Source organism: Streptomyces sp. NPDC088785, from assembly GCF_044750685.1.
Lineage (GTDB): Bacteria > Actinomycetota > Actinomycetes > Streptomycetales > Streptomycetaceae > Streptomyces.
The window spans coordinates 200,773-213,614 of record NZ_JBIVKH010000009.1 but is presented as its reverse complement, the minus strand read 5'-3'; the positions used below and the strand labels follow the sequence as shown (position 1 = coordinate 213,614).

Annotated in this window: 12 protein-coding genes; 6 read left to right on the top strand and 6 right to left on the bottom strand. The window is 72.3% G+C overall.

Annotated elements, in window-relative coordinates:
- Positions 1-12: 12 nt before the first annotated feature.
- Complete coding sequence (locus ACIP5K_RS24470) at positions 13-756, bottom strand: L,D-transpeptidase family protein (protein WP_401412634.1); 744 nt, start codon at positions 754-756, stop codon at positions 13-15.
- Between the two features lie 242 nt (positions 757-998).
- On the opposite strand from ACIP5K_RS24470, the gene ACIP5K_RS24465 reads away from it, so the two are divergent.
- Both ACIP5K_RS24465 and ACIP5K_RS24460 read left to right on the top strand, forming a co-directional pair.
- Entirely contained in the window at positions 999-2,951 is a 1,953-nt protein-coding gene (locus tag ACIP5K_RS24465; protein WP_401412633.1) for an ABC transporter transmembrane domain-containing protein, read from the top strand.
- Complete coding sequence (locus tag ACIP5K_RS24460) at positions 2,948-4,735, top strand: ABC transporter ATP-binding protein (protein WP_401412632.1); 1,788 nt, start codon at positions 2,948-2,950, stop codon at positions 4,733-4,735. The genes ACIP5K_RS24465 and ACIP5K_RS24460 overlap by 4 nt, the downstream gene beginning before the upstream one ends.
- Positions 4,736-4,764: 29 nt before the next feature.
- Here ACIP5K_RS24460 and ACIP5K_RS24455 read toward each other — a convergent pair whose 3' ends face one another.
- On the bottom strand, positions 4,765-5,559 hold the full coding sequence (locus tag ACIP5K_RS24455; RefSeq protein ID WP_401412630.1) for a metal-dependent hydrolase: 795 nt from the start codon (positions 5,557-5,559) through the stop codon (positions 4,765-4,767).
- A 133-nt stretch (positions 5,560-5,692) separates the two neighbouring features.
- Here ACIP5K_RS24455 and ACIP5K_RS24450 point away from each other — a divergent pair, with 133 nt between their 5' ends.
- The 3 genes from ACIP5K_RS24450 (at position 5,693) to ACIP5K_RS24440 (ending at position 9,751) form a co-directional block, all read left to right on the top strand.
- Positions 5,693-8,266 (top strand): DEAD/DEAH box helicase, encoded by a 2,574-nt coding sequence (locus tag ACIP5K_RS24450; RefSeq protein WP_401412628.1) that lies wholly within the window; start codon positions 5,693-5,695, stop codon positions 8,264-8,266.
- 82 nt (positions 8,267-8,348) lie between these two features.
- Complete coding sequence (locus tag ACIP5K_RS24445) at positions 8,349-9,221, top strand: acyl-CoA thioesterase (protein ID WP_401412626.1); 873 nt, start codon at positions 8,349-8,351, stop codon at positions 9,219-9,221.
- Positions 9,218-9,751 carry a tetratricopeptide repeat protein gene (locus ACIP5K_RS24440; RefSeq protein ID WP_401412625.1) on the top strand — a complete coding sequence of 178 codons (534 nt, stop codon included), beginning with the start codon at positions 9,218-9,220 and terminating at the stop codon, positions 9,749-9,751. Before ACIP5K_RS24445 ends, ACIP5K_RS24440 begins: the two co-directional genes overlap by 4 nt.
- Before the next feature lie 19 nt (positions 9,752-9,770).
- Here ACIP5K_RS24440 and ACIP5K_RS24435 read toward each other — a convergent pair whose 3' ends face one another.
- Both ACIP5K_RS24435 and ACIP5K_RS24430 read right to left on the bottom strand, forming a co-directional pair.
- Positions 9,771-10,679, bottom strand: a complete 909-nt coding sequence (locus tag ACIP5K_RS24435; RefSeq protein ID WP_401412624.1) for a DUF6397 family protein — start codon at positions 10,677-10,679, stop codon at positions 9,771-9,773.
- A 127-nt stretch (positions 10,680-10,806) separates the two neighbouring features.
- Entirely contained in the window at positions 10,807-11,220 is a 414-nt protein-coding gene (locus ACIP5K_RS24430) for a roadblock/LC7 domain-containing protein (protein WP_401412622.1), read from the bottom strand.
- 119 nt (positions 11,221-11,339) lie between these two features.
- Between ACIP5K_RS24430 and ACIP5K_RS24425 the strand changes: the two genes are divergently transcribed.
- Positions 11,340-11,768 carry a PPOX class F420-dependent oxidoreductase gene (locus ACIP5K_RS24425; protein ID WP_401412620.1) on the top strand — a complete coding sequence of 143 codons (429 nt, stop codon included), beginning with the start codon at positions 11,340-11,342 and terminating at the stop codon, positions 11,766-11,768.
- 14 nt (positions 11,769-11,782) lie between these two features.
- Here the strand turns inward: ACIP5K_RS24425 and ACIP5K_RS24420 are convergent, their stop codons facing one another.
- Together ACIP5K_RS24420 and ACIP5K_RS24415 are read right to left on the bottom strand one after the other, a co-directional pair.
- Positions 11,783-12,382, bottom strand: coding sequence for a GTP-binding protein (locus ACIP5K_RS24420; protein WP_401412618.1), 600 nt, complete (start codon positions 12,380-12,382; stop codon positions 11,783-11,785).
- Positions 12,363-12,833 (bottom strand): DUF742 domain-containing protein, encoded by a 471-nt coding sequence (locus tag ACIP5K_RS24415; RefSeq protein WP_401412617.1) that lies wholly within the window; start codon positions 12,831-12,833, stop codon positions 12,363-12,365. The genes ACIP5K_RS24420 and ACIP5K_RS24415 overlap by 20 nt, the downstream gene beginning before the upstream one ends.
- Between the last annotated feature and the right edge of the window lie 9 nt (positions 12,834-12,842).

Here is a 12,842-nt window from a genome sequence, read left to right as displayed (position 1 = left end):
GGCACCGTGCGGTCAGGCCGCCTTCAGCTCGGCCTTGTCCCCCATCACCACGACCGGGTGCTGTGCCGGGTCGAGCGTCTTGAGCAGGTACTCCATGTCCGCCTTGGACTGGCTCACGCAGGCCGAGGTACCGCTGCCGTGGTCCATGTGCAGCCAGATGCTGCCGCCCTTGGTCTGCCCCTGCGGACGCGTCGGGTCGTTCGGCGGGGTGCCCTTGGCCCGGTTGTAGTCGATCGCGATGACGTAGTCGAAGTCGTGCCAGTGCGACTTCGCCCAGTAGTGCGGTGCCTGGATCGACGCGGACTGCGTGTAGGGCAGCTTCGCTCCCGGGTCGGCCAGCACGCCACCGGCGTCGCTGAGCGTGAACACGCCGACGGGACTGCGCTTGTCGTTCTCCCGGTGGTTCGTCGTCCAGCCCTTCTTGCCGTTGTGCCCGGACCAGCCGCGGGCCTTCTTCCAGGTGTCCCCTGACTTGGTGTAGAGCGCGATCGTCGAGTCCGCGGAGTTCTTGCCGTCCCCGTAGACGGCGACGACCTGCCGCGCGTTCGCCGGGATCTGCTTCTGGTAGCGGGCGCCGACGTCCGGGATCGTCTTCGAGTCGGCCGGCCGCGCCGCGCCGGTGTGCCCGTCGTCCTGGGAGCTGTGCCCTCCTGACGCGGCACTTCCACCGTCGGAGCCGCACGCCGCCACCGTCGTCAGCAACACTCCGCACGCCGCCGCAGCGACGCCCGCCCGAACCGCACCCGCAATACGCATGCGATCCATGCTCGCACCCCCGCCGGAGAAGCCCGGCGCCGGGCCGGGCCACCGCGTACGTTCCCGGCCGAATCTTTGCCGCCCGGCTAAAAACCGTTTGCTTCCGGTCACTGAGAGGCGCGAACCTTTCACGGTTTGTTCCGTCCGCTTCCCCGCCCGCTCCCCTCACACCACCCGCTCCCCTCTCGCCGCCCGCCACCCTCCCCACCTCTTCTTATCGACTTGTCGATACCTGGGACGTCATGCAGATCTCCGACCTTCCGTACTCCGATCCGGGCGTGCCCGACACGCGCTCCGGCCCCCGGTTCCTGCTCTGGCTCGGCCGGAACCAGACCGGTGGCCAGCTCAGATCCCTCGCCTGGGGACTGCTCCACTTCAGCTCGGTGGCCGGCCTACCCTACGGGGTGGGCTTGGCCGTGCAGGCCGTCGTCGACCGCTCCGGCACCCGGCTCGCCCTCGCGGGCGCGCTGATCGTGCTGCTCGGTGTCGCCATCGCGCTCGGCGACACCATGCTGCACCGCACCGCGGTCACCAACTGGATCACCGCGGCCGCCCGCGTGCAGCAGCTGCTCGCCCGCAGGACCGCCGCGCTCGGCGCCGCGCTGACCCGGCGCGTCGCCGCCGGCGAGGTCGTCGCGGTGTCCACCGCTGACGTCGAGAAGATCGGCTGGTTCGTCGAGGCCCTGTCGCGCTTCGCGGCGGCCGCGCTCACCGTGGTCCTGGTCTGCGTCGGACTCGTGGTGTACCAGCCCGCGCTGGGCGTCGTGGTCGCGATCGGCATGCCGGTCCTCGCCCTCTCCGTCCTGCCGCTGCTGCCCCGGGCCACCCGGCGCGCGGACCACCAGCGGGAGAAGGCGGGCCGGGCCACCGAACTCGCCTCGGACACCGTCGCCGGGCTGCGCGTGCTGCGCGGCATCGGCGGCGAGGAGCTCTTCCTGGACCGCTACCGCCGCGCCTCCCAGGAGGTGCGCCGGGCCGCCGTGCGCAGTGCCCGCATGTGGGCGCTCATCTCCGCGATCCAGGTCCTCCTTCCCGGGCTGCTGCTCGTCGTGGTCGTCTGGTACGGCGTCCATCTCGCCCGTGAGGGCCGGATCAGCGTGGGTGAACTGGTCACCGTGTACAGCGCGGTGATGATGCTCAACTACCCGCTGCGGCACTTCGAGGAGATCGCCATGGCGTACTCCTTCTCGCGGCCGTCGGCGCAGCGCGCGGCCCGGGTGCTCGCGCTCCAGCGGGTCACCGAGCCCGCGGGCGGGCTCCTGGACGCGGGCGCCCCGACCGGTGACCTGTACGACCCGGCCACCGGCGTCCTGGCCCCGGCGGGGCTCCTCACCGCCGTGGTGTGCGGTGACCCGGACCTGGCGGGGCGGCTCGCCGACCGGCTCGGCGGCCACCCGGCCGCGACGGAACCGGCCGCGCCGGACGCCGTGAAGGGCTCCGCTCCCGGCACCGCGCCAGGCACCGCCCCCGGCTCCGGTGCCGGTGCGACGGAGTGCGGGGAGGATCTGGGGGGCGGGCCCGCGGCCGGCCCCGGGGGCGGGGAGGCGGCCGGTCCGCCCTCCGTCCTGCTGGGCGGCGTGCCGCTGGACGAGCTGCCCCTGGCTGTCGCCCGCTCCGCGGTACTGGTGCAGGACAAGGACCCGGTGCTGCTCTCGGGCACGCTCGCCGAACTCCTGTCCGTGCCGTCCTCCGGAGCGGTCCGGCCCGACGAGGCGCTCGCCGCGGCGCAGTGCTCCGACGTGCTCGACGCGCTGGCCCAGGCGTCCCTGGACGAGGACCCGATGAACGCCCGGATCACCGAGCGCGGCCGCTCCCTGTCGGGCGGCCAGCGCCAGCGGCTGGCCCTGGCCCGCTCGCTGGTCACGGACCCGGAGGCCCTGGTGCTCGACGAGCCCACGTCCGCCGTGGACTCGCACACCGAGGCGCGGATCGCCCAGGGACTGCGCACCCTGCGACAGGGCCGCACGACGGTGGTCCTGACCTCGTCACCGCTGCTCCTGGACCGGGCGGACCGCGTGGTGTTCGTCCAGGACGGCGCGGCCGTCGCGGTCGGCGAGCACCGCGACCTGGTGCGGACCGAACCCCGGTACCGCGCGGTCGTCACCCGCGACGACGCGGAACCGGCGGCCGTGCGCTCCGGACCGGCCACGGCCGCCGCGGACAGCATCGAGATCGACATCGAGGAGACGGCATGATCGGCGTGGCGCCCCCGGCCTACGACCCGGCGGCCCCGACCACCGCGAACACCCTGCCGATCGGCGCCCCGGCGACGGTGCGCGCCTACGTGCGCGAGCTGTACCGGCGCCATCGGCGCGCCTTCCTGGTGCTCATCGGCGTGAACACGGTCTCGGTCGTCGCGTCCATGGTCGGCCCCTATCTGCTGGGCGGCCTGATCGAGGACGTCACGGACCCGGCCGCGCTGCGCGATCTGCACCTGGAACGCGTCATCGCGGTGTTCGTGTGCGCGCTCGTCGTGCAGGCCGTCTTCACCCGGCAGGTACGGCTGCGCGGGGCGATGCTCGGCGAGCGGATGCTGGCGGACCTGCGCGAGGACTTCCTGGTGCGTTCCGTCGGGCTGCCGCCGGGCGTCCTGGAGCGGGCCGGGACGGGCGACCTGCTGTCCCGGATCACCACGGACATCGACCGGCTGGCGAACGCCATGCGGGAGGCCGTGCCGCAGCTGTCCATCGGCGTCGTGTGGGTGGTCCTGCTGATCGGCGGGCTCACGGTCACCGCGCCGCCGCTCGCCCCGGTCATCCTGATCGCGGTGCCGGTCCTGGTGATCGGCTGCCGCTGGTACTTCAAGCGGGCCCCGTCCGCCTACCGCTCGGAGGCCGCGGGGTACGCCGCCGTCGCGGCGGCTCTCGCGGAGACGGTGGACGCCGGGCGCACCATCGAGGCGCACCGGCTCGGCGACCGCCGGGTGGAGCTGTCCGAGCGCCGCGTCAAGGAGTGGACGGCGTGGGAGCGCTACACCCTCTACCTGCGCTCGGTCCTCTTCCCCGTGATCAACGCGGTGCACGTCCTGGTCCTCCTGTCCGTCCTGCTGATCGGCGGTGTCTTCGTCCTCCGGGGCTGGATCGACGTCGGCCAGCTGACGACCGGCGCCCTGATCGCGCAGATGCTGGTGGATCCGGTGGGCCTGATCCTGCGCTGGTACGACGAGTTGCAGGTGGCCGGGGTCTCGCTGGCCCGGCTTGTCGGCGTCCGGGACATCGAGCCGGACGCGGGCGACCCGTCGGTGCGCCCCGAGGGGCGTGACGTGCACGCGGACGAGGTGCACTTCGGCTACCGCGAGGGCGTCGACGTGCTGCGGAAGGTGTCGCTCGAGGTGCGGCCCGGCACCCGGCTCGCCCTGGTGGGGCCGTCCGGTGCGGGCAAGTCGACGCTGGGCCGGCTGCTCGCCGGGATCTACGCGCCGCGGACCGGGCAGGTCACGCTCGGCGGTGCGGAGCTGTCCCGGATGCAGGCGGAGCGGGTCCGCTCGCACGTGGCGCTCGTCAATCAGGAGCACCACGTCTTCGTGGGCTCGCTCCGGGACAACCTGCGGCTCGCCCGCGCCGACGCCGAGGACGCCGAGCTGTGGGCGGCGCTCGGGGCGGTCGACGCCGACGAGTGGGCGCACACCCTGGCCGAGGGCCTCGACACCGAGGTCGGCTCGGGCGGCACGGCGCTCACCCCGGCGCAGGCGCAGCAGATCGCCCTGGCCAGGCTGGTCCTCGCCGACCCGCACACGCTGGTCCTGGACGAGGCGACGTCGCTGCTCGACCCGCGGGCGGCCCGCCACCTGGAGCGTTCGCTCGCCCGGGTCCTCGACGGCCGCACCGTCGTGGCCATCGCGCACCGGCTGCACACCGCGCACGACGCGGACGTGATCGCCGTGGTCGAGGACGGCCGTATCCGGGAGCTGGGCAGCCACGACGAGCTGGTCGCCGCCGACGGGGCGTACGCGGCGCTGTGGCGGTCCTGGCACGGGTGACCGGGCCGGGGTGCGGGGTGCGGCCGGGCTCAGATGAAGTTGAGCGCGGCCGCGCACCCCACTCCGCCGGCCAGCATGAACACGGGCATGAGCACCTTCAGCTCCACCCAGCTGCCGGCCCGGAACCGCATGGGCTTGGGCGGGCCGAGCGGGTACCAGCGCTTGCGGCCGACGGGGATGGGCCACAGGATCGGGCAGCCCGAGACCGTGAGGGCGTCCCCGATGTCGTGGACCAGGGCGCCGAGCACGATCGGCAGGCCCAGCCACAGGTACTCCTGGCCGGGGTCGGTGAACAGCCAGTCCGAGCCGTTGTGCGGCTGGTCCAGGACGCCGGCGAGGATCCAGGCGCTGGTCGCCGCGAGCAGCCACACCAGCACGTCGCTGCTGGATCCGCGGGCGGCCCGCCACAGCAGTCCTTCGATGGCGAGCACCATGTGGACGAACAGGATCCCGAGGACGGCCCACCGGCCGCCGGTGACCGCCGTGACGGAGGCGCCGACGCCGATGAGGACGGCCCACAGCCACGTATGGGTGAGGGTGCGGTGTCCGCCCGAGCGGCGGGGGTCGGCGGGCTTCCTGGTCGCCTTGTAGACGGCGTAGGAGACCTTGTCGACGATCTCGCAGAGCCAGCGCGACGGGGGGCCGAAGGCGCGCGAGATGGTCGCCGCCTTGTGGTCGAGGTCGGGGGCGAGCGCGGCACCCGCGCAGATCAGCGCGCCGACCAGGACGACGGGCCAGGGCATCGGGTGCCCCGCGGCCGCTGCCGCCGCGCCCACCCCCAGCCAGGCCGCCGCTCCTGACAACGAGTGTGCCGGTCCCATCATCGCGCTGTTCCGCCCCTGTCCCGCTTGTGCCGACCGCCCGCGACGTGTCGACATGTTCCCTGTACCGACGCTCTGTTGACCCCCTGAGGGGGTGCGCGCCCTGACGCCCCGTCGGCGACCCAGAGTAACCTTCGTGATCTTCGTACGGGCATCCGATTGCCGGATCGGAGCGGAAGCCAGGCAAGATGGTGATGTGACCCTTATCGATCAGCTCCCGCAGACCGCAGATCCGGACGCCCTCTACGACGCCTTCGAGTCGTGGGCCCAGGAGCGTGGTCTCACCCTCTATCCGCACCAGGAGGAGGCGCTGATCGAGGTGGTGTCGGGGGCGAACGTGATCGTGTCGACGCCCACCGGCTCCGGCAAGAGCATGATCGCGGCCGCCGCGCACTTCGCGGCGCTCGCCCGGGACGAGGTCACCTTCTACACGGCGCCGATCAAGGCGCTCGTCTCCGAGAAGTTCTTCGAGCTGTGCAAGATCTTCGGCACCGAGAACGTCGGCATGCTCACCGGAGACGCGTCGGTGAACGCGGACGCGCCCGTGATCTGCTGCACCGCCGAGGTGCTGGCCTCCATCGCGCTGCGCGACGGCACCCGGGCCGACGTCGGTCAGGTCGTCATGGACGAGTTCCACTTCTACGCGGAGGGCGACCGCGGCTGGGCCTGGCAGATCCCGCTGCTGGAACTGCCGCAGGCGCAGTTCATCCTGATGTCGGCGACGCTCGGCGACGTCTCGATGTTCGAGAAGGACCTGACGCGCCGCACCGGGCGTCCCACCTCGGTGGTCCGCTCGGCCACCCGCCCGGTGCCGCTGTCCTACGAGTACCGGCTGACGCCGCTCACCGAGACGCTGACCGAGCTGCTCGACACCAAGCAGGCCCCGGTCTACATCGTGCACTTCACGCAGGCGCAGGCCGTCGAGCGCGCGCAGGCGCTGATGAGCATCAACATGTGCACGCGGGAGGAGAAGGACCAGATCGCCGAGCTGATCGGCAACTTCCGGTTCACCACCAAGTTCGGCCGCAACCTGTCCCGTTACGTGCGCCACGGCATCGGCGTGCACCACGCGGGCATGCTGCCCAAGTACCGCCGCCTCGTCGAGAAGCTCGCCCAGGCGGGCCTGTTGAAGGTCATCTGCGGCACCGACACGCTCGGTGTCGGCGTCAACGTCCCGATCCGCACCGTGCTGTTCACGGCGCTCACCAAGTACGACGGCACCCGGGTGCGCACGCTGCGCGCCCGCGAGTTCCACCAGATCGCGGGCCGCGCCGGGCGGGCCGGCTTCGACACGGCGGGCTTCGTGGTGGCCCAGGCGCCCGAGCACGTCATCGAGAACGAGAAGGCGCTGTCGAAGGCGGGCGACGACCCGAAGAAGCGGCGCAAGGTCGTCCGCAAGAAGGCGCCCGAGGGCTTCGTCGGATGGACGGAGAGCACCTTCGACAAGCTCATCACCTCCGACCCGGAGCAGCTGACCTCCCGCTTCCGCGTCACGCACACGATGCTGTTGTCGGTCATCGCCCGCCCGGGCAACGCGTTCGACGCGATGCGCAAGCTCCTCGAGGACAACCACGAGCCCCGCAAGGCGCAGCTGCGGCACATCCGCCGGGCCATCGCGATCTACCGCTCGCTGCTCGACGGCGGCATCGTCGAGAAGCTGGACCAGCCGGACGCCACGGGTCGCATCGTGCGCCTGACCGTCGACCTCCAGCAGGACTTCGCGCTCAACCAGCCGCTGTCGACCTTCGCGCTCGCCGCCTTCGACCTCCTCGACAAGGAGTCGCCGTCGTACGCGCTCGACATGGTGTCGGTCGTGGAGTCCACGCTCGACGACCCGCGGCAGATTCTGCACGCCCAGCAGAACAAGGCGCGCGGTGAGGCCGTCGCCCTGATGAAGGCGGACGGGGTCGAGTACGAGGAGCGCATGGAGCGCCTCCAGGACGTCTCCTACCCGAAGCCGCTGGAGGACCTGCTCTTCCACGCCTACAACACGTACCGCACGAGCCACCCGTGGGTCGGCGACCACCCGCTGTCGCCGAAGTCGGTGATCCGGGACATGTACGAGCGGGCGATGACCTTCACCGAGTTCGTCTCGTACTACGAGCTGGCGCGCACCGAGGGCATCGTGCTGCGCTACCTGGCCAGCGCCTACAAGACGCTGGACCACACCGTGCCCGACGATCTCAAGTCGGAGGACCTGGAGGACCTCATCGCCTGGCTGGGCGAGATGGTGCGCCAGGTCGACTCCAGCCTCCTGGACGAGTGGGAGCAGCTGGCCAATCCGGAGGAGATGACGGCCGAGGAGGCCCAGGAGAAGGCCGACCAGGTCAAGCCGGTCACCGCGAACGCCCGCGCCTTCCGTGTCCTCGTCCGCAACGCGATGTTCCGCCGGGTCGAGCTCGCCGCGCTCGACAACGTCGAGGAGCTGGGCGAGCTGGACGGCGACGCGGGCTGGGACGCGGACGCCTGGGGCGAGGCCATGGACGCGTACTGGGACGAGTACGAGGACCTCGGCACCGGGCCCGACGCACGCGGCCCCAAGCTGCTGATGATCGAGGAGGACGCCGAGCACGGTCTGTGGAAGGTCCGCCAGACCTTCGCCGACCCGAACGGCGATCACGACTGGGGCATCAGCGCCGAGGTCGACCTGGCCGCCTCCGACGCCGAGGGGCGCGCCATCGTCCGGGTCACGGACGTCGGCCAGCTGTAGCGCCCCGGGCGGACGGACGACAGGATCCGGCCGTGTTCCCGCGCCGGATCCGTCCGGTCGCCGATACGAGAGAGAACCACGCATGACGAATCCCGCGGAGCGGCTTGTCGACCTGCTCGACCTGGAGCAGATCGAGGTCAACATCTTCCGTGGGCGCAGCCCGCAGGAGTCCCTCCAGCGTGTCTTCGGCGGGCAGGTGGCGGGGCAGGCCCTGGTGGCCGCGGGCCGCACCACCGAGGGGGACCGCCCCGTGCACTCGCTGCACGCGTACTTCCTGCGCCCGGGCCGGCCGGGTGTGCCCATCGTGTACCAGGTGGAGCGGGTCCGCGACGGCCGTTCGTTCACCACGCGCCGGGTCACCGCCGTGCAGCAGGGTCGCACGATCTTCAATCTCACCGCCTCCTTCCACAAGCCCGAAGAGGGAGCCTTCAAGCACCAGTTGCCGCCGGCCCGGGAGGTGCCGGACCCGCAGTCGCTGCCGACCGTCGCCGAAGCGATCGAGGGCCATCTGGGCGCCCTGCCCGACGCCCTGGAGCGGATGGCGCGGCGCCAGCCCTTCGACATCCGGTACGTGGACCGGCTGCGCTGGACCCCGGAGGAGGTCGCGAGCGCGGAGCCGCGCAGCGCCGTGTGGATGCGTGCGGTCGGTCCGCTCGGCGACGACCCGCTGGTGCACACCTGCGCGCTCACGTACGCCAGCGACATGACGCTGCTCGACGCCGTGCGGCTGCCGGTCGAGCCGCTGTGGGGGCCGCGCGGCTTCGACATGGCCTCGCTCGACCACGCCATGTGGTTCCACCGTCCTTTCCGTGCCGATGAGTGGTTCCTGTACGACCAGGAGTCGCCGATCGCGACGGGTGGCCGTGGACTGGCCCGGGGGCGCATCTACGACGCCGAGGGGCGGCTGCTGGTGTCCGTGGTGCAGGAGGGGCTGTTCCGGAAGCTGGGCGGATGAGCGGCGCGCCGTCGGACGATCTGGAGACGCTGCTCGCGCGGTCCGTGCGGCTGCGCGAGGCCGGTCGCCGCGAGGAGGCGCGGGGGCAGCTGCTCGCGCTGCGCGCCCGCTTCCCCGAGGACGCCCGGGTCGCGTACCAGACGGCGTGGGTCCATGACGGTCTCGGTCTGGAGGAGGCCGCCGTCCCGCACTATGTCGACGCGGTCGCGGGCCCGGGGCTGTCCGCGGAGGAGCGGCGCGGCGCGCTGCTCGGACTGGGCAGCACCTATCGCACGCTCGGCCGCCACGCGGACGCGGTGACCACCCTGAGCGGGGCGATCGCCGAGTTCCCCGAGGACAACGCGCTCAGGACGTTCCTGGCGATGGCCCTCTACAACGTGGGGCGGGCTCACGACGGCATGCGGCTGCTGCTGAGCGTGCTGGCGGCGACCAGCGCCGACCCGGACATCGTGGGCTACCGGCCCGCGATCGAGTACTACGCCCGGGATCTGGACGCCGTCGAGGGCGGGTCCACCCCGGCGCCCGAATAGGGCGACGGCGCGCGGGGGTTCAGCCTCGTCTGCCGAGCAGGCGCCCCCACAGGCTCCGGGCCGGCTCGGCCGGGGCCGGTGCGGTGGGACGCTCGGCGCCCGTCCGGGCCGCGGGGACGTGCGGCGCGCCGCCGGAGTCGGTGTCGGTGTCGGGTCGAGGTCCGGCGCGGAGCGGGGCCGGTCGCAGCCGGCGGGCCTTCTCCAGGCTCAGCAGCAGATGGGCCCGCAGCCGGCTGATCTCGTCGGGGTGGTCGGCGCGCAGGATGCCTTCGACCACCTGGGCCGTCGGCGACCTCGGCGTCCCGTACCAGCTCTCATGGGGCCGCAGCCGCAGCAGTTGGGCCCGCTCGTGGGGGTTGTCGACCAGCTCGGCGAGCAGGTCCGCGTCGAGGAACGTGGTGATCGCCGCGGCCCGCTCCCAGGGGTCGTCGCTCCGGCCGAGCAGATACCCGGCGTGCCGGGCCCGCCAGGTCCGGGGCCGCAGGTCCTCGCCCGCGGCGATCCGGGAGCGGATCTTCTGTGGGGCCCGGCCGGTCAGGAGCGGGGCATGCGCCTCGGAGCGGGCGAACTCCGCCAGTTCCTGTGCCAGGTACAGCCAGACCACGGCGCGGTAGCGGTTCACGTAGAACGTCGCGGGTGTCAGTATCCCCGCACGCGCGAGCCGGGTGAACCGGCTCGACGCGATGCCCATCAGCGCCGCGCCCTGCGCGGTGCCCACCACCCGGACCTGCTCGAGCAGGGCGTCCGGGAAGCCCTCGGTTTCGCGGATGCGGTCGATCTCCTGGTGCGGGACCCGGCGCACGCCGCCGTCCGGTGCCGCGACGGTGCGGATCCGGCCGAGGCGTACGGCCAGGTCGAACTCGCCCCTCTTCGGGCCCAGCTCCCGCGCCGCGCTGCCCTGCGGCCTGGTCGTGGTGTTTCCGTGCATGATGGCTCTCCCCCGTCGAACGATGACGGGCAGTCACTCTCCGTGACCGCCTGGGAAAACCGTAGCGCCGATCGACCGAAGCCGTGCGGGCCTGTGGATAACTCCGCTGTCGCCGGGAAATCGCAGGTCAGAACTCTCGCGCGGGCGTCCTCTCCGGCTGTCGCTTGTCGACCCCGAGGTGTTCGCCGACGCGGTTGACCAGGAGGGTCATCTCATAGGCGACCTGTCCGATGTCGGCTTCGGCGTCGCTGAGCACGCACAGGCAGCTGCCGTCGCCGGCGGCGGTGACGAACAGGACGGCGTCATCGAACTCGATCATCGTCTGACGTACGCCGCCCGCCCCGAAGTGCCGTCCCGAGCCCTTGGCGAGGCTGTGCAGCCCGGAGGAGACGGCGGCGAGGTGCTCGGCGTCCTCCCGGCCCAGATCCGAACTGGCGCCGGTGACGAGTCCGTCGTTGGACAGGACCAGGGCGTGGCGCACGTGTTCGACACGACCCGTCAGGTCGTCGAGCAGCCAACCGAGTCCTCTGTTCTCCGCCATGTTCCCGTCTCCCCGTTCCCCTGTGGCTCCCCGTTGTCCGGGCGTGGCGCTCAGCTGCCCGGAGGATGTGTCTCGCAAGCCTTCCCCACGGCTGCCCTCCGGGCAAGCAGGATGGGCGCATGGCACACAAGATGACCGATGAGGAATGGCACGCCTTCGTCTCCGAGGGCACGCGCACGGCCAAACTGTCCACGGTGCGGGCGGACGGCAGTCCGCACATCGCGCCGGTGTGGTTCGTCCTGGACGGCGACGACATCGTCTTCAACACCGGCAAGGACACCGTGAAGGGCCGCAATCTGGCCCGGGACGGCCGGGTCGCCCTGTGCGTGGACGACGAGCGGCCGCCGTTCTCGTTCGTGACGATCCAGGGGCACGCGGAACTCAGCGAGGACCCGGCGCAGCTGGTGGACTCGGCGACCCGGATCGGCGGCCGGTACATGGGCGCGGACCGCGCCGAGGAGTTCGGCAGGCGCAACGGCGTCCCCGGCGAACTCGTCGTCCGGGTCCGCGTCGACAAGGTCGTGGCGCTCGGTGACGTAGCCGACTGAGCCGGGCGGGCCGGTCAGCCCACCGAGTCGAGCAGCCGGGCGGTGTACGTCCGCCCGGCGTACTCGACGAGCCGGATCAGCACCTCCTTCCCGGAGTCCTTGTCGCGCGCGTCGCACAGCACCACGGGGGTCCCGCGGTCGAGGTCGAGGGCCCGGGCCACGTCGTGCGCGCCGAACGCCCGGGCGCCGGCGAAGCAGTTGACCGCCACGACGAACGGGATGCGGCGGTGCTCGAAGTAGTCCACGGCGGGGAAGCAGTCCTCCAGCCGGCGGGTGTCCGCGAGGACGACCGCGCCGAGGGAGCCCTGTGACAGCTCGTCCCACAGGAACCAGAAGCGGTCCTGCCCCGGGGTGCCGAACAGGTAGAGCGACAGGCCGGACCTGATGGTGATGCGCCCGAAGTCCATGGCGACGGTCGTGGTGCTCTTGCCGTCGACCCCCGCGGTGTCGTCCACCGGCCGGCCCCGTTCGCTGAGGTGTTCCTCGGTGCGCAGCGGCCGGATCTCGCTGACGGCGCCGACAAGGGTGGTCTTGCCCGCCCCGAGGCCGCCCGCGACCAGGATCTTGAGGGCCAGGGCGGGGTCGGCCGTGCCGTCAGAGTGCTCGGAGTCCATCGATGACTTCCCTCAAGATCGTTTCGACCGGCAGCCGGATGGGCGGGACGGGGGCGGTGACCTTGACGCGGCCCAGGTCGAGCAGGTCGCCGAGGAGCACCCGGACCACGCCCACGGGCACCTCGGCGCCGGCGGCGAGTTCGGCGACGGTCCGGGTCTCCACGCGGCACATCTCGAGGATCGACCGGTGTTCGGGCCCGAGCGCGGTGTCGTCGTGGACCGTCGGCACGGCGTCGTCGAGCGACACCAGGGCGATCACGTCGCACCGCGCGCCCTCGGGGCCGGCCGCGGTCCGGCCGGCGGTCACCGTGTAGGGGCGCACCATCGGGCCGGCCTCGCGGTCGAACCACTGGCTGCCCGACGTCCGCGGAGCGCGGGCTCCCGCGCTGCCGCGGGGGGCGTCGGACAGGTCGTCGTCCAAGTGGTGCCGGTAGTCCGCGTCGTTGTCCATGGGCGTCGG